The organism is Mycobacterium sp. RTGN6 (assembly GCF_033804605.1).
GTDB lineage: Bacteria > Actinomycetota > Actinomycetes > Mycobacteriales > Mycobacteriaceae > Mycobacterium.
The window spans coordinates 169,680-188,187 of the sequence record NZ_JAPZKZ010000011.1; the positions used below are offsets into that span (position 1 = coordinate 169,680).

Below are 18,508 nucleotides of genomic sequence, written 5' to 3' on the forward strand. Positions count from 1 at the left end.
GCTCCGAGCCTAAGTCAGCGGCAGCTGCGCGAAGATCGGGGTGGTGGGTTGGCTCGATCCGCCGCCAGGTTCGACGGTGAACGCCAGCGTCTCGGAGTCCCCGAGGTCGGGGAGCATCGCCGTGGTCGACGGGGCGACGGCCGCGGCGTCCATGGTGCCCGCCGAACGCGCGCCCTTCGCGTCGACGAGCCACATCTGATAGACCGTGCCCGGCTGCGGCGGTGCGACGTTGTTCATCACCAACATGGCTGCGTTGCGATCCCGCGAGAACATGACGGTTGCGGTGCCGCCGCTCGGGATCGCACCCGACACCGTGCGTACGTCGGGCGCGGCGAAGATCTGTTCTGCCATAGTCGGATTCGCGGTCGGACGAATGGACCATCCGATGCCGACGACGACCAGTCCGACGACGAGCGCGGCCGCGGCCGCCATCACGATGTTGCGCCAGTCGCGCCGTTGGGGAGTGCGGCGCACCGGACCGTGGGCGTCGATGGCCGCAAGTAGCCGGTCGCGCAACTGATCCGGCGGTTCGACGGCCGTCGCGGTGGACACCACCGCCATGGTCTCGCGCACGGCACGCACCTCGTCGGTGAAGGCCCGCGCGACGAGCTCCGGCGCGTCGGCCAGCTGCCGTTCGATGTCGTCGTACTCCGCCTGCGACACCGCGTGCAACGCGTAGGGCGTCGCGAAGGTCATGAGGTCGGGGTTCGTTGGCTCGGTCACGAGACCCCCAGGCATTTGCGCAGTCCGCGGAGTGCATCGCGCATCCGGGACTTGATCGTCGCGAGGTTTGCCGACAATCGTTCCGACACTTGCGAGTAGGTCAGTCCTTCGTAATAGGCCAGCTGGATGGCTTCGCGCTGCGCGTCGGTGAGCGAGCCGAGACATTCGGTGACCTGACGCTGCTCGTCGAGTTGGATCACGGCTTCGGCGACGCGGTCGGCCGGTGGGTCGACGTTGGCGGCGCCGTAGCGTGATTCGCGCTCGCTGGCGGCCTGTTCCGAGCGCACCCGGTCAACGGCCCTGCGGTGCGCCAGTGTCATCAACCAGGCCATGGGCGACCCGGCTGCTGGATCGTAATTGCCTGCGTTGCGCCATACCTGCAGGTAGACGTCCTGCGTGGTCTCCTCGCTGTACCCGGGGTCGCGCAGCACGCGGGTGACTAGCCCGAACACTCTGGCACGGGTGTCGTCGTAGAAGGCAGCGAAGGCGTCGACGTCGCGCTGCGCCACCCGGCGCAGCAATGCGTCGAGGTCGGCCGTCACTCCCGGTAGCCTAGCGGCGGATGCGAGCGTCGTCACGGTATTCGCGATCTAGGCGGAAGCGGAACGAAAAATGATGTCCGCGAACAGTATTCGACAAATCCGGGGCGGTCGCGCATGATTCTCTCGGTGAGTCGGGCGCCCGTCGCGTACACCAGGAAGTACGTCATCAGCACCGGCGACAACACCGTCGACAGCGACACCCAACCGGCGATGGTGACCAGCCAGAGCCCCCACCACACGGCCGCGTCGCCGAAGTAGTTGGGGTGACGCGTCCATGCCCACAAACCGCGGTCCATGATGACGCCCTTGTTTGCGGGGTCGAACTTGAACGTGCGCAACTGGTGGTCGCCGACCGCTTCGAAGAGCACCCCCACCACCCACACCGCGACGCCAACGCCGAGCACCGGAAGCAGTCCGGTCGGCGTCGGCCCGAGCGTCGCCGACAACTGCAGCGGCAGCGAGATGAACCACGTGGCGACGGCCTGGATCAAGAAGATCTTGCGCAGCACGTTGACGGCCGAGAAGTCGCCCTTCAACAGCGCCTCGTACCGAGGGTCCTCACCCTTGCCCGCGGACTTGCCGATCATGTGCCAGGCCAGCCGAAGTCCCCACACCGCGACGAGCGCGAGTAGCAGCAGCCTGCGGAACACGTCGCCGGTGCCGAGCACGGCCGCGACCGCTGCGACGGCCACGAAGCTGACGCCCCACGCGGTGTCGACGACGTTGTAGCGGCCGATGCGCCGGCCGATCAGGAAGGTGGCGCCATACACGAGCACCAGGATCGCCAGCGCCCCAGCCGAAACGACGACGAAGTTCATAGGTCGCTACCCGTCGGCGCAAACGTCCACTGATAGACGTCGAGATAGCCGCACCGGAACCCGGCCTCCGAATACGCCAGGTAGAGCTCCCACATCCGGTGGAAGACGCCGTCGAAGCCCAACGCCGACACCGCATCCCGGCGGGCCAGGAAGCGTTCCCGCCACAACCGCAGCGTCTCGGCGTAGTGCGGGCGCAGCGAGACCATGCCAACCGTGCGCAGGCGGGTCTCGCGCTCGGTGATGCCGACGACGGCCTCCACCGACGGAATCAGCCCGCCGGGGAAGATGTACTTCTGGATCCAGGTATAGGTGTTGCGGGACACCAGCATGCGGTCGTGCGGCATGGTGATCGCCTGGATCGCGACGCGCCCGCCCGGCGACACCAGTCGGTCGAGCGTATGGAAGTACTTGGGCCAGAACCGGTATCCGACGGCTTCGATCATCTCGACCGACACCAGCGCGTCGTAGCGTCCATCGACCTCACGGTAGTCCTTGAGTTCGATCACCACGCGATCGGACAGCCCGGCGTCGGCGACGCGCTGCTGCGCCATGCGCTGCTGTTCGGCCGACAGCGTGATCGAGTGGACGTGCGCGCCGCGCGCCGCCGCCCGAATGCACAACTCGCCCCAGCCCGTTCCGATTTCGAGCACGCGACTGCCTGGGCCCACCCGGGCCGAGTCGAGCAGCCGGTCGATCTTGCGGTGCTGCCCCTCGGCCAGGTCGTCCCAGCTGGGTCGCGACGTCTCGAACAGCGCACTCGAGTAGGTCATGGTGTCGTCGAGGAACTCGGCGAACAAGTCGTTCGACAAGTCGTAGTGTTGGGCGACGTTGTCCCGCGCCTGCGTCAGGCTGTTGTACATCGTGCGGGGGTGGCGCACCACGGCGAGCGGCCGGAGCCGTTGCAGTGCACGCGGAATCAGGTCGGCGACGGAGGTGGCGAACGCCGTCATCACGCCGGCCAGGTCGGTGGACTCCCACTCACCCGCCATGTAGGACTCGCCGAAACCGATGAGCCCGTACCGGCCGACGCGCCGCGCCAGCGCAGTGGGCTGATGGATCACCATGGTCGGCAGCGTCGGATCGGCGGCCCCGATCACCAGACCGTCCGGGTACTCCAGCCGGATTGGCAGGCGGGCGACGGCGCGGCGGAGCAGTGCGTCGGCGATGCGGCCGGCGGCCACGCTGACGGGTCCACGTGGCACCCGCGCGACGGCCGTCCAGCGCCGCGGATCGGTTGCCGCAGAACTGCTTTTGGTGGTTTGGATGGTCACAGTTGATCGACCCTCTCCCGCTCGACGACGGATTGCCGCGGAACCAGCGGCACCCGACGTGCCCACAACGTGATGCCCTGCACGCGAATCCAGAAGGCGCCCATCAACGGTGCCACCGGGGCCACCAGCTGAAGACGTAGGAGTTGCCCCACCGAGGCGCGCCGCCGGGTGCCACGCAACGTCGCAACGAACGCCGGCTCGTCCTCCCGATGCAACGAGATCGTCACGTCGAGTTCCTCGGCGGGACGCGGCGCACACACCAGGTAGTACCCCTCGACCTCGTTGAAGGGCGAGACGTAGAGCTTCTTCTTGACCGCGGCGGGCTGATCGCCGGTGGGCGGCAACAGGTATGCGTGGCGGCCGCCGTACGTGTTGTGCACCTCGGCGACGACGTGACGCAGCACCCCGTCGGCGTCGTGGCACCAGAAGATGCTCAACGGGTTGAAGACGTAGCCAAGCACCCGGGCCTGCAGCAGGGCGGTGACGGTGCCGCCCGGCAGGCTGATGCCGCGCTCGGTCAGGAAGGCGTCGACGCGTTGGCGCAGCGACTGATCGGGTTCGGCAGGTACCGAGAAGTGGTCGCGGGCATCGAACCTCGCGAACGGGCGCAACCAGCGCGGCAGCCGCGGCAGGTTGTCGAGGTCGACGTACCAGCAGTAGCCGCGCTGCTCGAAGTAGTGGTGGACGGGTGCGCGCCGCAGATGCGTGATCCGTGTCCGGTAGATGGCGGGCGTCAGCATGGGACCGGCTCCCGCTCGGAAGCCGCAGGCCAGTACGCGCCGAGCCGCCGGGCGGCCTGCAGCCCCGATGCCGCGCCGTCCTCGTGGAAGCCCCAGCCGTGGTACGCGCCGGCGAACACCACTCGATCGTCGTCCAGCGTCGGCAATAGTCGTTGAGCGGCAACCGATTCCGGCGTGTATAGCGGATGGCTGTACGTCATCTCGGCGATGACGGACGCGGGGTCGACCCACTCTCGTCCGCCGAGCGTGACCAGGAATCTGCGCGGGCCGGACAGTCGCATCAACCGGGTGATGTCGTACGTCACCAGCACGTCGTCGGCGCTCGACGTCGCGAGGTAGTTCCACGACGCGCGGGCCCGTGACCGCCGCGGTAGCACCGAGGCGTCGGTGTGCAGCTGCGCATGGTTCGTCGAGTAGGGAATCGCGCCGAGCACTGCGAGCTCGGCGGCGGTGGGTGCGGCCAGCATCAGCAGGGCCTGATCGGGGTGGGTGGCGATGACGGCCGCGTCGAAGTGACGTGGCGCGGCGTCGCCGGTGGTGATCAGCACGCCGTCGGGTACCCGTGCAACCGCGCGAACCGGCACGCCGGCCACGATTTCGTGCACTCGGGTCGCGATGGCCTCGACGTAGGACGCCGACCCACCGACCACGGTGCGCCACGTCGGCGAACCGAACACCGACAGCATGCCGTGGTGTTGCAGGAAGACGAACAGGTACCGCGCGGGGTAGCGCATGGCCTCACCGGGTGCGCAGGACCACACCGCGGCCACCAGCGGCGTCAGGAAGCGTTGCACGAAGTAGTCGGAGAAGCCGTGCCGTGCGACGAACGCGCCGAGCGTTTCGAGGTCGTCGCGCTCGTCGTCGAGCAGCTGGGTCGCAACGCGGTGGAAACGCTTGACCTCGAGCAGCATTCGCAGGTAGCGCGGCCGGGCCAGGTTGGACGGGGCGGGGAACAGTCCACCAAGGCCGCGGGCCCCGGCGTACTCGAGCGCGATCGCGTCGTCGCGCACCGACATCGACATGTCCGTGTCCTGCGTCGCGATGCCGAGTTCGGAGAACAACCAGCAGAGCGTGGGGTAGGTGCGGTCGTTGTGGACCAGGAAGGCGGAGTCGACGCCGACGATGTTTCCGTCGCCGCGGTCGACGAAGTGCGTATGGGCGTGACCGCCGAGTCGGGTGTCGGCCTCGAACAGGGTCACTCTGTTGCGCGCCGACAGCACGTAGGCGGCGGTCAGTCCGGCGACGCCGCTGCCGATGACGGCGATCGAGCGGCCGGGCAGGTCTCTAAGCTCCACACCCTCTATTCGGAGCCACGTGGGCGGCGGATGGGTGGTCCCGCGCGTAATGTCCCTGACCGTGGCGATCACCCTGTTTCGCAACGGAACGGTGTGGGTCGCCGCTTCCGCACCCACCACCGACGCACTGCTTGTCGCCGACGGTGTGATCACCGCCGTCGGGCAGGACGCGACCACGCTGGCCGCCGACCTCGGAGCGGTCGAGGTCGACCTCGACGGCGGCTTCCTGATGCCGTCGTTCGGCGACGGCCACGCACACCCACTGCCCGGCGGGCTGGAGTACGTCGGGCCCGCGGTGCGGCCGTGCACGTCGGTCGACGAGATCGTCGAGGCGGTGCGGCGCTTCGCCAACGACAATCCCGACGAGGAGTGGATCGTCGGCGCGTCCTACGACGGCAGCCTGGCGCCCGATGGGCTGTTCGACGCGCGCTGGCTCGACGAGGCCGTATCCGATCGGCCGGTGATGTTGCGGGCCTGGGACTACCACACGGTGTGGTGCAACTCCGCCGCGCTGGAGCGTGCGGGCATCACGGCGGACACCCCCGATCCGCCGCTGGGGGAGATCCCGCGCCGCGCCGACGGCTCCGTGCTCGGCACGCTGCGCGAGTGGGGCGCGGTCGACCTCGTCACCGCCGTCGCGCCGCCGCGCGACGAAGGCGTCCGGATCGCCGCACTCGGCACCGCCGCCGACTACTACCTGGCCCGCGGCGTCACGTGGGTGCAGGACGCGTGGGTCGAGCCGGGCGACGTCGAGACCTACCTCGAGGCCGCGCGGCTCGACGCGCTGCGCGTCCGGTTCAACCTCGCGCTCTACGCCGACCCCCGCCACTTCGATACGCAGCTAACGCATTTCGCCGATGCGAAGCGCCGCGTCGAGGCGCTCGGCTCGCCGTTCCTGACCGCCCGGACCGTCAAGTTCTTCGCCGACGGCGTCGTGGAGAACGAGACTGGCGCGCTGCTCGCGCCGTACTGCTCCGGGCTTCACAGTCACGGCATGCAGGTATGGGAGGGCCAGAGTCTGGCCGAGGCCGCACGCCGCGTCGACGAACTGGGGCTGCAGATCCACATTCACGCCATCGGTGACGCCGCGGTGCGCCAGGCGCTCGACGCTATCGAGTACACAGTCGAGTGCAACGGCCCGCGCGACCGTCGTCCCGTGATCGCCCACGTGCAACTCGTCGACGACGCCGACCTGGCCCGCTTCGCCGCGCTGGGCGTCATCGCGTGCATGCAGCCGTTGTGGGCGCAGATGGATGCGTTGATGACGGTGTTGACGATTCCCCGGCTCGGCCGGGAGCGCGCCGACAAGCAGTACCGGATGCGGTCGCTCGACGACGCGGGCGCCCCGCTCGCGTTCGGCTCGGATTGGCCGGTGTCCTCGGGGGCGCCGCTGGACGGCATCGCCGTCGCGGTTTCGCGTCAGACCGAGGAAGGGGAGCCGGAAGGAGGTTGGACGCCCGAGGAGATCGTCACCATCGAACGCTCGCTGAGCGCCTACACCGAGGGTGTCGCGGAACAGGCGTTCGCCGAGGGGGTTTGGGGTCGGCTGGTCCCTGGCGCGAGTGCGGACCTCGTTTGGCTGGACCGCGACCCGCGGGCGGTGGCGCCGCTGGAACTACCAGCCATCCGGGTCAGGGGCACGTACCTGCGGGGCGAGCGCGGGTAGTCAGGCCCAGGACCGGGCGGCGGCGGCGAGCCCCGCGACCAGCGCGGACGTGGCCGGGGTCAGCCCGTTGTCGCCGACCATGCCGCTGCGCGGACTGATCCCCCGCACGCGCGGGGACAGTTCCAACTGGGCCCCACCGCCGGGCGGCTGGTTCACCGGGTTGGCGGGATGCAGCCCGCGCAGTTCGCGGGGAATCCGTTCGACGTCGGTGACGAGTTCGTACCCGGGGATGACGACGTGGCGGGCGAGGTGCGCGGCCAGCAGGCGATTGCGTCCACCGACCAGCAACTGGGTGCTCCGGTTCATGCGCCCGTATCCGTGTATCGACACCACGACCTCGACGTGGTCGAGGAACTCCGCAAGCGCATCCGACTCCTCGGCGCGAAAGGCGCTGGACGACAAGTGGTTCGGATAGTCGCGTGGGTGCCGGACGAGGTAGGTCGAGGCGTCGGCGGCGTCCGCGGCACGCTCGGCGATGACGTCGGTCATCTTCTCGAGTCCGCCGCCGTGGATGGCGAGGAAGCCGAACGTCGACCGCAAGACGCTCGCCTCCGTCACGTCCGGATCGGACAGCAGCTCCGAAAGCGATTGTGGCGCCGACGGATCCGGTTCGCCGAGCTGACGTGGCCAGTTGACCGGATCCCACCGGTTGAGGAACTCCACCCAGCGGGCCGGCAGTCCGTGGTGTCCCGCGGCGGCGATGATCCGCTCGAGGTAACCGGCGCGGGGGGCGCCGGGCTCGACGCGGTGGTCGACGTACACCCACGCCTCGGTGGGCCCGTCGTCGGTGTGCACCACGATCCTGTCGCGGCGGTAGCGCACGGGCACGCCCTCGGCGCGGTCCAGCGTCGCGAGGTCCGCATCGGTGATTTGCCACAGCACGCCGTGTACGAGGGCGCCGTCGAACGGTTCGACGGTCGCGACGCCGCGTTCATTGATGAGCCAGTCGTGGTCGGCCAGCGTGGCGGGGCGCGGGTCGAGCGCGTCGGGGCAGCGTTGTGCCATCTGCGTGACGCAGATGTTGGAGCCGTATGCGAAGTAGCCCTGCATTCAGCCAATCATCGCAAACCGGTCGTGCTGGGTGAGCGAGGTGGCGACAGAGGCATACACTGATAGCAGTGATATCAGGAGGTGGGGCGCATGACCGATGTGCTTATTCGGGGCTTGTCCGAAGCCGCCGTCGCACGCATCGACGCCGACGCGGCTGCGTGCGGGCTATCACGCAACGAGTATCTGCGCCGCAGGCTTGAAGCCGAACGGTCGACCAGCGCCGCCAGCGGCCAACTCACCATCGACGATCTTCGTCGAGCTGCCGGGGCGGCCAAGGACCTCGATGATCCGCAGGTGATGGAGCGTGCGTGGCGGTAACCACGTGGCTCATCGACAAATCGGCGTACACGCGGTTGCCCGACTCCCATGAGCCGCAGGTATGGGTGGAACGTATCGAGCGCGGCATGGTTCGCATCAGCACCGTTACCCGACTTGAAATCGGCTACTCGTTTCGGACCGGCGCGCAGGCACGAAGCGAGTCAATCGCACCGCCGCTTGCTCTCATGCCCGTGGAATACCTGACTCCAGCGGCGGAGGATCGAGCGGTCGAGGTTCAGCTCCTGCTGGCCGATCGCGGCCAACATCGCGCGCCCTCCATCCCCGACCTCCTCGTTGCGGCGACCGCCGAACTATCCGGGTTGACAATTCTGGCGCTGGACAAGGACTTTGAGTTGATAGCGCAGATTACGGGCCAACCGGTCGAGCGGCTCGACGTTTGAACGTGAGCTATCCCGTGACGGTCAGATAGATCAACACCACGTTCAACACACTAATGATCGCGGCAACCAGCCACCCGAGCGCCGTCGTCACCCGGTGATTCACGTCGTCGCCCATCAGCGTGCGGTTCGCGGTCAGCCGGATCAGCGGGATCAGCGCGAACGGGATGCCGAATGACAGCACCACCTGCGACAACACCAGGGCGCGGCTCGGGTCGATGCCGACTGCCAGAATGACCAGCGCGGGGATCAGGGTGACGAGCCGGCGCAGCAGCAGCGGATACGACCGGCGCAGCAGACCGCCCATGATCATCGCGCCCGCGTAGGCGCCGACCGACGACGACGCCAGCCCCGACGCCAGCAGGCCGATCGCGAAGAACAGCGCCACCGTCGGGCCGAGCGCGTTCTGCACTGCCGCGTACGCACCCTCGATCGAGTCGGTGTTCTCGATGCCCTGCAGGTTGGTGGCCGCCACCAACAACATCGCGAGGTTCACCGCGCCGGCCAGCAGCATCGCGATGCCGACGTCGTAGCGGGTGATCCGCAACAGCCTGCGGCGTGGGGCGCCGGCCTCGGGATGACCGTGGCGATCGCGGGCGAGCCCTGAGTGCAGGTACACCGCGTGCGGCATGACCGTGGCGCCGAGCATCGCGGTGGCCAGCAGGATGCTCTCGGCGCCGTCGAAGCGGGGCAGCAGGCCCGACGCGACGTCCGCAGGTGAGGGCGGCTCGACGAAAAGGCTGGTGAGGAATCCGACGGCGATGACGAGCAGCAGGCCCGTGATGACGCGCTCGAACACCTGTTGACCGCGGCGATTCTGGATCGCGAGCAACAGAAGCGATACCACGCCGGTGATCACGCCGCCGACCAGGAGCGGCAGGTCGAAGAGCAGGTACAGCGCGATAGCGCCGCCGACCACCTCGGCGAGATCTGTTGCCATCGCGACTAATTCGGCCTGCAGCCAGTACGCGATCCGGGTGGGAGTGCGGGTGTGGTCGGCCACCGACTCGGGTAGCGAGCGGCCCGTCACCAGGCCGAGCTTCGCCGACAGGTATTGCACCAGACCGGCCATCACGTTGGCGACGAGGATGACCCAGACGAGCAGGAACCCGAACTGTGCGCCCGCGCTGACGTTGGCCGCGACGTTGCCGGGGTCGACGTAGGCGATGGCTGCGACGAACGCCGGTCCGAGCAGCAACATGCCCGGCCGAAGCGGCACCTTGGTGTCCGTGTCCGTGGCCAAAGCAACCCGCCTTCTCTATCCGACTCCTCGAACAGAAAAGTTAGGTTAGCCGAAACCTCTGGGAACGAGCAACGAAGGCTGGGCTAACGTCAGGAGCTACCAGCCGATACCGATGCCGCCGAGGCTGATGCCGAAGCCGCCATACGGCCAGCCCCACGGGCCGTTGTTCATCGGCGGCGGGCTGGTGATGATCTGGGTGTGGCCCGCCGTCGAGCACTGAGTGGTGTTCGGGCCGGTGTTGACGCACTCCGGAGCGGCCGCCGCCACCGGGGCCAAGAGCACCGTCCCCGCCGTGCCAGCCGTCGCGAAAACTATTGCGATCCAACGTCTATGGCTAGACATCATTGGCCTCCTTTATGGGCCAGAGGGAACTACCGGTGGCCTCCGCCACCACCACCGCCGTGTGGGCCGTAACCGCCGCCGCCGATGATCATCGCGGACCCGTAGAACTCGTCGTCCCACGGATAGGGATAGACGGGCTCGGGTGCGGTCGCATTGATCTGGACGTTTCCGGGCGTCGCGCATTCGGTGGTCTGGGTGCCCGTGTACCCGCCGCTCTCGCCGGTCGTCGTACAGGTGGGCAAGTTGGACTCGGGGTCCGCCCCCGCGGTCGGGGCCAGGATCAGGGCCGCTGCGGCTCCCGCAATTGCGAACGCTCCGATGAAATACCGAGTCCGCATGGCAGCGCCCTTCGTCCCTATGTCAATTGACAGTCAACTCCCAGCGTACAGCCCTTTTCCCGTGACGAGTGGCAAGTCGAGCGTCGTACGGATTCCCGGTTGGGCGGCGACGACCTCGGGGATCGCGTTGACGACGCGCGCGGCCGTCGCGACGAGCCCCGCGTGGTTGTGATCGCCGTTGGGGCTGTTCAGGCACAGGTCGAGGGTGTACGACGGTTCTCCGGTGAGCTCGATGCGGTACGAACCGCCCTCCTGAGCAGGCTGAGGCCAGTCCGGACGAAGGTCGTCGCGCAGCCGGGTGACGTGCTCGAGCACGACGGCGACCTTGCCGTCCTTCATGCCGCGCACCTCGAACCGCAGCGCTGCGGCGGTGCCCTTCGCGATGTGACCGGACGCGATGTCGAAGTCCTCTGGCGCGGGCTCGCGGACGTAGGTCTCGGTGACCTCGTCGAGTTCGACCCCCATTCCGGCGGCGAGCTGCCGCACCACCGAGCCCCACGCCAAGCTCAGCACGCCGGGTTGCAGCAGCATCGGGAGCTCGTCGAGCGGCTTGCCGAAGCCCATCACGTCGAACATCACGGTGGCGCTGTCGTAGGTGTCGTAGTTGATGATCTCCATGCACCGGATCTGCTCGATGCTCTGGCACGTGCCGGCCAGGGCGAGCGGCAGGAGGTCGTTGGCGAAGCCGGGGTCGATGCCGTTGACGAACAGGCTGGCCCCACCGGACTCGGCGGCGTCCTCGATGGGGGCGACCATTTCCTTCGGAAGGGTGTCCCACGGGTACTGCAGGAACACGGCGCTGCTGCCGACGACGTTGACGCCGGCGGCCAGGATGCGCCGGTAGTCCTCCAGCGCCTCGACGAGGCGGTTGTCGGCCATTGCGGTGTAGACCGCGCATTGGGGCTTGGTGGCCAGCACGGCGTCGAGGTCGGTGGTGGCGGTGACGCCCGTCGAAACCTCAAGTCCGGCAAGCTCACCGGCGTCCTTGCCCGCCTTCGACTCCGACGACACCCACACGCCGGTCAGTTCGAACCGGGGGTCGGTGATCAGCTGGGTCAGCGCGTGCCGACCGACGTTTCCGGTGCCGATCGCGGCGACTTTGATTGGCATGCGTGGGCTGTCCTTTAAAGGTCGGGGATGGGGAGGTCGAGGTTCGGGAAGGTGATGCCACCGTCGACCTCGAGGGTCTTGCCGGTCAGGTAGCCGCCCGCGGGTGACGCGAGATAGACCGCGGCGGCAGCGATGTCGAGTGGGTCGCCGAGCCTGCGCATCGGGGTGGCCTTCTCCATGGGGTCGCGAAGTTCGTCGTTGCTCGCGACGATCTCCAGCGCCGACGTCAGGATCGACCCGGGGGCGATGGCGTTGACGCGGATCCGCGGCGCGAGGTCGAGCGCGGACAGTCGCGTGTAGTGCGCCAGCGCCGCCTTGGCCGTGCCATACGCCGCGAAGCCGCGGCCGGCCACCCGCCCCATGGTCGAGGTGATGTTGATGATGCTGCCGCCGCCGGAGTGCTCGAGCATCAGTGGAACGGCCGCCGTCGTCAGCGCGTGCGCCGTCGTCACGTTGAACGTGAAGGCGTCGCGGAGGTCCTTGGTCGACGTGTTCAGCAGCGCGTTCGGCATGGTGCCGCCGACGTTGTTGACGACGATGTCTAGTTTGCCGAACGCCTCCACGGCCTCGGCCGCCAGCTTGGCCGTGTCCTCCGGGTGGGCCAGGTCTGCGACGACGACGTGCGCCCGCCGTCCGGTGGCCCGGATCTGGTCGGCGACCTCGTCCAGCTGGGACTGTGTGCGGGCCGCGATCACCACGTCAGCACCAGCTTCCGCGAATGCCAACGCCATCGCCGCACCGAGCCCGCGCCCTGCGCCGGTGACTACCGCGACCCGATCGTCGAGTCGAAATCTGTCCAGAATCACGTGTGCCTCTCTTCTCTCGCCGGGCGACACGCTAGCAAGGTGTGCGCCGCGGTGTGAGGCATTTCTGAAACACGTTCTAATTCTCGCCGAGCGTGCGCTGGTGGCGAAGATTCGCCCCGATTCTCGCCGTGGCGGCACGTTCGGCGTGGAGTCGGCGGCCGCCGATCTACGCTTCGGTCATGAAGACCATGCTGCTGCGGGTGGCCGTGTTCCTCGGGTCGTCGGCCGTCGGACTCTTGATCGCGGCGTGGCTGATCAAGGGCGTGTCGGTGCGAGCCTTGGGGTTCGTCGTCGCCGTCGTCGTGTTCTCCGTCGCGCAGGCGATCCTGTCGCCGTTCATCGCCAAGCTCGCCAACCGCTACGCGTCGGCCTTCCTTGGCGGCATCGGGCTGATCTCGACGCTGCTGGCGCTCATCCTCGCGTCGGTGTTGACCAACGGGTTGACCATCCGCGGCATCGGCGCCTGGATCGGGGCCACCGTCGTGGTGTGGCTCGTCTCGGCGCTGGCCACGGTGCTGCTACCGAAGCTGTTTCTCAAGGAGAAGGCGGGCTGACGTAGACGACGCGACTGCCGAAGATCACGTCCTGCAACGACCGTCGTCGTTTGTCGACGGCCACCCAAAGCAGTCCGATAGGCACCGCGACACAGGCGACCGCGCGTAGTAGGGCCCGCACGATCGATAGGCGCTCCGACGTCCGGCCCGTCACCCGCAGCCCCATCAACACCGCGCCCGCGGTACACCCAGAAACCGCCCAGCAGCCGGCGAGATACAGCACCGAGATGCCGAACGTCACCGTCGTGGAGAACACCACGCCGACCGCCGGGAAGCGGAACGACGACGGATTCAGCGCGAGCACGGCGAGCACCAGTCCGGCGTACAGGATGCCGATGATGGCCAGTACCACTGCCAGGTCCACGACCGCGGCCACGCAGCGGCTGACGACGCCGGCGGCGCGCGGCGGTTCCGGCTCGGTCAACGGGTGTCCTTGTCGCGGCCGAGGATTCGGTCGACCAGACCGGACACGACGTCGTCGGCGCGCTCGCCCTGACTGCGCACGTCGTCCATGACGTCGGCGGTCACGCTTCCGGTGGAGTCCCGGATGATCGCAGGCAGGTCGATGCCCGCGACGACTTCGTCGGCCAACCCGATCAGGTCGATGCGTTCCCGGACGAGCTCGTTGAGGTCGAGCTCGTCGAGCACGCGATGGACGACCTCGACCGCGACGGCCGCGATGGTCGCCATGACGGGCTCGAGTCCGGTGGACAGGACGTCCTCACCCCGCCGCTCCAACGTCGAACGGACGTCGCGTAACCGAGCGCCCACGATCGGCAGTCGTTCGGCCGCCCGGTACGTCTCGGCGGCCAGGCCCAGCGCCGTCGCCGCTGCGCCGACCGCCACCGTCGTCACCGGGTGCTTCGCGAGCCCCGATAAGTCGGTCACTTCTTGGCCGCGGCCTTCTTGGCGGGCGCCTTCTTCGCAGCAGCCTTCTTCGCCGGTGCCTTCTTGGCCGCCGCCGTTTTCGCTGGGGCCTTCTTGGCAGGTGCCTCCTTCGCGCCGCCCTTGCGCGCCTGGACGCTGGCCTCGAGCTTGGCCAGCAGGTCGGAGACGTCCTCGGTGTCGTCGAGGTCCTCGGGTTCTGGCTCCTCGACGGTAAAGGCCTCTCCGCCTTCGATCTTCGCCTGGATCAGCTCGAGCATTTCTTCGCGGTAGGTGTCGCGGAACTGGTCGGGATCGAAGTCGTCGGTCATCGACTCGACCACCTGACCGGCCATCTTCAACTCGGCGGGCTTGATGTCGACTTCCTTGTCGAGCACGGGGAAGTCGGGGTCGCGGATCTCGTCGGGCCACAGCAGGGTGTGGATCATCATGACGTCGCGCTTGCTGAAGTCCTTGACCCGCAACGCCGCCAGCCGCGTCTTGTTGCGCAGGGTGAAGTGCACGACGGCGATCCGGTCGGTCTCCGCGAGCGTCTTGGCCAACAGCACGTAGGACTTCGACGACTTCGAGTCGGGCTCGAGGAAGTAACTCTTGTCGTACAGCATCGGGTCGATCTGCTCGGCTGGCACGAACTCGAGCACCTCGATCTCGCGGCTGCGCTCCTCGGGGAGCGTGGCGATGTCCTCGTCGGTGATGACGACGGTCTGCCCGTCGTCGGATTCGTAGGACCGTGCGATGTCGCGATACTCGACGACTTCGCCGCAGATCTCGCAGACGCGTTTGTAGCGGATACGCCCGTTGTCCTTGGCGTGCACCTGGTGGAACTTGATGTCGTTGTCTTCGGTGGCGCTGTAGACCTTGACCGGCACGTTTACCAGGCCGAAGGAGACGGAACCCTTCCAGATGGAACGCATAACCCAGTATGGACCACGGGCTGCTCAGCCTTGGAGCGCGGCGCGGTCGGGCAAGTCGGCGCCCGCCCGAGACACCGTCACGGCCGCGGCGCGCACGGCCTCCGCGACTACGCGCTCCAGGTCGGCGAGCGAGATGCGCGCAAGGGCGGCCCGCTTGGCGGCGCCGAGCAGGTCCAGGGACCACAGCGCGTCGATGAGTCCGGTCATGAACGAGTCTCCCGCGCCGACGGTGTCGACCACCTGCACCGGCGGCGCAGCCACCCGCACCGTTCCCGCCGCGCTGATGGCAAAGGCGCCGCGGCCACCCATCGTCACGGCGACGATCGCCGGCCCGAGGCTCAGCCACGTGGCCGCGATCTGCTCCGGCGAATGATTCGGGTCGATCCAGTGCAGGTCCTCGTCGCTGGCCTTCACGACGTCGGCCTTCTCGACCATGCGGTCGATGCGGGCGATCGCCTGGTCGCGGTCGGAGATGAGCGCGGTTCGCACGTTGGGGTCGTAGGTGATCGTGGCCGATGCGCGGTAGGCGTCCAGCAGGGCGGCGGTGGCCAGGCAGCCCGGATCGAGGAACGCGGCGATGGACCCCGTGTGCGCGACGAGTGGTGGCGCGCCCTCCGCAGTGCCCGACAGCTGCCACTCGATGTCGAACTCGTAGTCGGCAGCGCCTTCGGCGTTCAGGTGGGCCAGCGCCGTCGGCGTACGGGTGGCGTCGAGGCTGCCCGAAACGAGTTGCACCCCAGACGCTTCGACGTAGTCGACGATCCGCCGGCCCCTGGCGTCACGCCCGATGTGGGTGAGGAAGTCGACGGGGCGGCCCAGCCTGCCCAAGCCGACCGCCACGTTGAGCGGGCTGCCGCCGACGTGCTCGCCGAGGACTTCGCCGTCGCGCTCGACGATGTCGATGAGGGCCTCGCCGATGACCAGGGCCCGCGGGGTCATTTGCCTTCCCCGTCGCTTCGCTCGCCCCTGAAGCCGACCAACTGTTCGAGGGTGGCGCGTGCACCGTTGCGGTGCAGTGAGTCCAGCGCCCACAGGTATGCGTCGACGAAGCGTTCGTGTTGGGCGAGGTCGCCGAACACTGCCGTGTTCTCGATGAATGCGAGCGGGTGTTCGAGTTGCGACTTTGCCAGGGGGACAAGCGTTTCAGCCAGTTGGTCCTGGACTTCTATCGGGTCGCCCTGTTCGTCGACGCCCTCGGCGTAGCGCGCCCAGCTGGCCACCGTCGCCGCGGACAGCCGGATCGGTGCGCCGCTTTCCAGGTTCTCCCTGATCACCGGCAACAGCCACTTCGGGATCCGGTCGGACGAGCCGAAGCACAGTCGGGCCACGGTGTCCCGCACGCTGGGGTTCGCGAACCGTTCGATCAGCGTGCGCTTGTAGTCGGGCAAGTCGATGCCCGGCACGGGCAGCAGCGTGGGCGTCGCCTCGGAATCCATGTACTGGCCGAGGAACTCGGCGAAGAGCGGGTCGCCCGCGGCCTCGTGCACCAAGCGGTACCCGGCCAGGTACGCGAAGTAGCAGAGGCTTTGGTGGCTGGCGTTGAGTAGCCGCAGTTTCATCAGTTCGTACGGCGTGACGTCGTCGACCAGCAGTACGTCGACGTCCTCGAACGCGGGCCTGCCGTCGGAGAAGGAGTCCTCGAGCACCCAGGAGGTGAAGGGCTCCGCGGCGACGGGCCACTGGTCCTCGACGCCGAATTCCGTTGCCAGCGCCTCGATGACGTTGGGTGTGGTGACGGGGGTGATCCTGTCCACCATCGAGTTGGGGAAGCGCGTGTGGTCGGCCATCCAGCCGGCGAGGCCGGGATGGGTGCGTTCGGCGTACGCGGTGAAGGCCTCGCGCGCGACGTCGCCATTGCCCTCGATGTTGTCGCACGACACCACCGTCGGCGACGGCAGCCCGCGGTCGCGGCGGCGGGCCAGCGCGTCGGCCACCAAGCCGAAGACACTGTCGGGGCCCGCATTCTCGGTCTGGTAGCCACCCTCGGTGATGGTCAGCGAGACGATTCGCGTGCTCGGTGCGGCGAGCACTTCAACCACCGCCTCGCGATCGTCGGGAGCGAAGCGGTAGTCGACGATCGACCCGATGACCCGCGGTTCCCGGTGCCCGTCGGGGTACTCGGACACCAGCGTGTAGAGCCCGTCCTGAGCGTCCAGCACGTCGGCCATCCTGCGGTCCCCGGGCAGCACGCCGACTCCGCAGATGCCCCACTCGTTGGCGGTGCCGGTGTCGAGCAGGCGGTCGACGTACATCGCCTGATGTGCGCGGTGGAACCCACCGACGCCGAAATGCACCATGCCGACGCCGATCTCGCGTCGGTCGTAGCCCGGCTTGGCGATCGGGATTCGTCCCAGGTTTTCGCTGTTGAGCTTCATGAAACGGTCACCACTGTCTTGACGGTACCCGGCACCCGGTCGGAGTCGAGGGCTTCGGCGACCTGTTCCAACGGGAATCTCCCCGTCACCATCGCGTCGAGGTCGACGCGACCGGACTCGACCAGCGCGATGGCGGAGGGCCACGTGTCGGCGTAGCGAAACACGCCCGTGAGCACGAGTTCTCGGTTCTGGATCAGCTGCGTCGGCAGCATCATGGACTCCGCGCCCGACCCGACCAGAACGACGATGCCCGCCGGGCGTACGGCGCGGATCCCGGCCACCACCGCCGGAGGTGCCCCCGAGGCGTCGATGAAGGCGTCCACGGCCAGGTCGTCGAGGCTGTCGGACGCCGGATCGAGCAACGTGGTCGCCCCGAAGTCGGCCGCTCGCCTGCGCCGTGCTCCGTCCGGATCGCTGACGACGACCTCGGCGGCGCCGAACGCGCGGGCGACCTGGCTGATGACCATGCCGATGGGGCCGGCGCCTGCGATCAGCACGCGAGCGCCGGCCTCGATCCGGGCCTTGCGCACGGCAGCGATGCCTACCGAAAGGGGTTCGCACAGCGCGGCGGCGTCATCCGTCACGGAGTCGGGCACCGGGTGCGCGAACGACGCGCCGATGGTCACGTAGTCGCAGAAGGCGCCGTCGACCGGCGGGGTGCCGAAGAACGCCATGTGCGGACAGAGGTGGTAGTCGCCGCGCCGCGTCTCGGCACTCTCGGGATCGGGTCGCTGGGGCTCGATGGACACCCGCTCGCCGATGCGACGGGTGTCCACCGACGCCCCGACGTCGACGATCGTGCCCGCCGCTTCGTGGCCGAGCACCAAGGGGCCGTCGACGACGAAGCTGCCCACGCGCCCTTCGCGGTAGTAGTGGGTGTCCGACCCGCACACGCCCACCCTCGAGACGCGGACCAGCACGTCGCCGGGCGCCGGGACTGGCACCGGACGTTCCTCCACCTCGATCCGACCGGGTGCGACGAGGACGGCGGCGCGCATGTATTTGGAAATCGAGGGTGTTGTGTACGTCACACTTCGATGTTAGCGTGATGAGCATCTACTCGCACCCCTGAGCAAATGCTCACACGCGACGAAGGAAAGGCGGAGCGGGAATCGTGACG

The 18,508-nt window shown here is 68.2% G+C and carries 22 protein-coding genes; 4 read left to right on the forward strand and 18 right to left on the reverse strand.

Features of this window, described 5'->3' with window-relative positions; all coding sequences use genetic code 11:
- Window positions 1-9: 9 nt before the first annotated feature.
- The 6 genes from SLQ33_RS25755 to SLQ33_RS25780 are packed head-to-tail and all read right to left on the reverse strand — an operon-like array spanning window position 10 to window position 5,389.
- The gene (locus SLQ33_RS25755) at window positions 10-723 is read right to left on the reverse strand and encodes an anti-sigma factor (RefSeq protein WP_319456730.1); all 714 of its coding nucleotides are present in this window, start codon (window positions 721-723) and stop codon (window positions 10-12) included.
- Window positions 720-1,301 (reverse strand): sigma-70 family RNA polymerase sigma factor, encoded by a 582-nt coding sequence (locus SLQ33_RS25760; RefSeq protein ID WP_319456731.1) that lies wholly within the window; start codon window positions 1,299-1,301, stop codon window positions 720-722. The genes SLQ33_RS25755 and SLQ33_RS25760 overlap by 4 nt, the downstream gene beginning before the upstream one ends.
- On the reverse strand, window positions 1,298-2,083 hold the full coding sequence (locus SLQ33_RS25765; protein WP_319456732.1) for a DUF1295 domain-containing protein: 786 nt from the start codon (window positions 2,081-2,083) through the stop codon (window positions 1,298-1,300). Before SLQ33_RS25765 ends, SLQ33_RS25760 begins: the two co-directional genes overlap by 4 nt.
- Window positions 2,080-3,354 (reverse strand): class I SAM-dependent methyltransferase, encoded by a 1,275-nt coding sequence (locus tag SLQ33_RS25770; RefSeq protein ID WP_319456733.1) that lies wholly within the window; start codon window positions 3,352-3,354, stop codon window positions 2,080-2,082. Before SLQ33_RS25770 ends, SLQ33_RS25765 begins: the two co-directional genes overlap by 4 nt.
- Window positions 3,351-4,094: a DUF1365 domain-containing protein gene (locus SLQ33_RS25775; RefSeq protein ID WP_319456734.1), complete on the reverse strand. Its 744-nt coding sequence runs from the start codon at window positions 4,092-4,094 to the stop codon at window positions 3,351-3,353. The genes SLQ33_RS25770 and SLQ33_RS25775 overlap by 4 nt, the downstream gene beginning before the upstream one ends.
- Window positions 4,088-5,389: an NAD(P)/FAD-dependent oxidoreductase gene (locus tag SLQ33_RS25780; protein ID WP_319456735.1), complete on the reverse strand. Its 1,302-nt coding sequence runs from the start codon at window positions 5,387-5,389 to the stop codon at window positions 4,088-4,090. The genes SLQ33_RS25775 and SLQ33_RS25780 overlap by 7 nt, the downstream gene beginning before the upstream one ends.
- A 49-nt stretch (window positions 5,390-5,438) precedes the next feature.
- Here SLQ33_RS25780 and SLQ33_RS25785 point away from each other — a divergent pair, with 49 nt between their 5' ends.
- On the forward strand, window positions 5,439-7,055 hold the full coding sequence (locus tag SLQ33_RS25785) for an amidohydrolase (protein ID WP_413467684.1): 1,617 nt from the start codon (window positions 5,439-5,441) through the stop codon (window positions 7,053-7,055).
- Here SLQ33_RS25785 and SLQ33_RS25790 read toward each other — a convergent pair whose 3' ends face one another.
- Window positions 7,056-8,105: a poly-gamma-glutamate hydrolase family protein gene (locus SLQ33_RS25790; RefSeq protein ID WP_319456737.1), complete on the reverse strand. Its 1,050-nt coding sequence runs from the start codon at window positions 8,103-8,105 to the stop codon at window positions 7,056-7,058.
- Window positions 8,106-8,195: 90 nt separating this feature from the next.
- On the opposite strand from SLQ33_RS25790, the gene SLQ33_RS25795 reads away from it, so the two are divergent.
- Window positions 8,196-8,423: a hypothetical protein gene (locus tag SLQ33_RS25795; protein ID WP_319456738.1), complete on the forward strand. Its 228-nt coding sequence runs from the start codon at window positions 8,196-8,198 to the stop codon at window positions 8,421-8,423.
- Window positions 8,414-8,824, forward strand: a complete 411-nt coding sequence (locus tag SLQ33_RS25800; protein WP_319456739.1) for a PIN domain nuclease — start codon at window positions 8,414-8,416, stop codon at window positions 8,822-8,824. Before SLQ33_RS25795 ends, SLQ33_RS25800 begins: the two co-directional genes overlap by 10 nt.
- 7 nt (window positions 8,825-8,831) lie before the next feature.
- Here the strand turns inward: SLQ33_RS25800 and SLQ33_RS25805 are convergent, their stop codons facing one another.
- The 5 genes from SLQ33_RS25805 to SLQ33_RS25825 form a co-directional block, all read right to left on the reverse strand.
- The gene (locus SLQ33_RS25805; protein WP_319456838.1) at window positions 8,832-10,022 is read right to left on the reverse strand and encodes an Nramp family divalent metal transporter; all 1,191 of its coding nucleotides are present in this window, start codon (window positions 10,020-10,022) and stop codon (window positions 8,832-8,834) included.
- Window positions 10,023-10,160: 138 nt separating this feature from the next.
- Window positions 10,161-10,406 carry a hypothetical protein gene (locus SLQ33_RS25810; protein WP_319456740.1) on the reverse strand — a complete coding sequence of 82 codons (246 nt, stop codon included), beginning with the start codon at window positions 10,404-10,406 and terminating at the stop codon, window positions 10,161-10,163.
- Between the two features lie 29 nt (window positions 10,407-10,435).
- Window positions 10,436-10,744 carry a hypothetical protein gene (locus SLQ33_RS25815; RefSeq protein ID WP_319456741.1) on the reverse strand — a complete coding sequence of 103 codons (309 nt, stop codon included), beginning with the start codon at window positions 10,742-10,744 and terminating at the stop codon, window positions 10,436-10,438.
- Window positions 10,745-10,777: 33 nt separating this feature from the next.
- Complete coding sequence (locus tag SLQ33_RS25820; protein WP_319456742.1) at window positions 10,778-11,854, reverse strand: diacylglycerol kinase; 1,077 nt, start codon at window positions 11,852-11,854, stop codon at window positions 10,778-10,780.
- 14 nt (window positions 11,855-11,868) lie between these two features.
- Window positions 11,869-12,660 (reverse strand): SDR family oxidoreductase, encoded by a 792-nt coding sequence (locus SLQ33_RS25825; protein WP_319456743.1) that lies wholly within the window; start codon window positions 12,658-12,660, stop codon window positions 11,869-11,871.
- Window positions 12,661-12,839: 179 nt separating this feature from the next.
- Between SLQ33_RS25825 and SLQ33_RS25830 the strand changes: the two genes are divergently transcribed.
- A complete protein-coding gene (locus SLQ33_RS25830; RefSeq protein WP_319456744.1) occupies window positions 12,840-13,214 on the forward strand; it encodes a phage holin family protein in 375 nt (124 codons plus the stop codon).
- Here the strand turns inward: SLQ33_RS25830 and SLQ33_RS25835 are convergent.
- Genes SLQ33_RS25835 through SLQ33_RS25860 form a run of 6 tightly spaced genes read right to left on the reverse strand, consistent with a single transcriptional unit; the run spans window position 13,195 to window position 18,386 of the window.
- Window positions 13,195-13,638, reverse strand: a complete 444-nt coding sequence (locus SLQ33_RS25835) for an RDD family protein (RefSeq protein WP_319456745.1) — start codon at window positions 13,636-13,638, stop codon at window positions 13,195-13,197. The genes SLQ33_RS25830 and SLQ33_RS25835 overlap by 20 nt on opposite strands.
- Window positions 13,635-14,102: a hypothetical protein gene (locus SLQ33_RS25840; protein ID WP_319456746.1), complete on the reverse strand. Its 468-nt coding sequence runs from the start codon at window positions 14,100-14,102 to the stop codon at window positions 13,635-13,637. The genes SLQ33_RS25835 and SLQ33_RS25840 overlap by 4 nt, the downstream gene beginning before the upstream one ends.
- Entirely contained in the window at window positions 14,099-15,013 is a 915-nt protein-coding gene (locus tag SLQ33_RS25845) for a Ku protein (RefSeq protein ID WP_319456747.1), read from the reverse strand. The genes SLQ33_RS25840 and SLQ33_RS25845 overlap by 4 nt, the downstream gene beginning before the upstream one ends.
- Before the next feature lie 24 nt (window positions 15,014-15,037).
- The gene (locus SLQ33_RS25850) at window positions 15,038-15,952 is read right to left on the reverse strand and encodes a carbohydrate kinase (RefSeq protein WP_319456748.1); all 915 of its coding nucleotides are present in this window, start codon (window positions 15,950-15,952) and stop codon (window positions 15,038-15,040) included.
- Window positions 15,949-17,388 (reverse strand): mannitol dehydrogenase family protein, encoded by a 1,440-nt coding sequence (locus SLQ33_RS25855; RefSeq protein WP_319456749.1) that lies wholly within the window; start codon window positions 17,386-17,388, stop codon window positions 15,949-15,951. The genes SLQ33_RS25850 and SLQ33_RS25855 overlap by 4 nt, the downstream gene beginning before the upstream one ends.
- Window positions 17,385-18,386, reverse strand: a complete 1,002-nt coding sequence (locus SLQ33_RS25860; RefSeq protein ID WP_319456839.1) for an NAD(P)-dependent alcohol dehydrogenase — start codon at window positions 18,384-18,386, stop codon at window positions 17,385-17,387. The genes SLQ33_RS25855 and SLQ33_RS25860 overlap by 4 nt, the downstream gene beginning before the upstream one ends.
- Window positions 18,387-18,508: the final 122 nt, after the last annotated feature.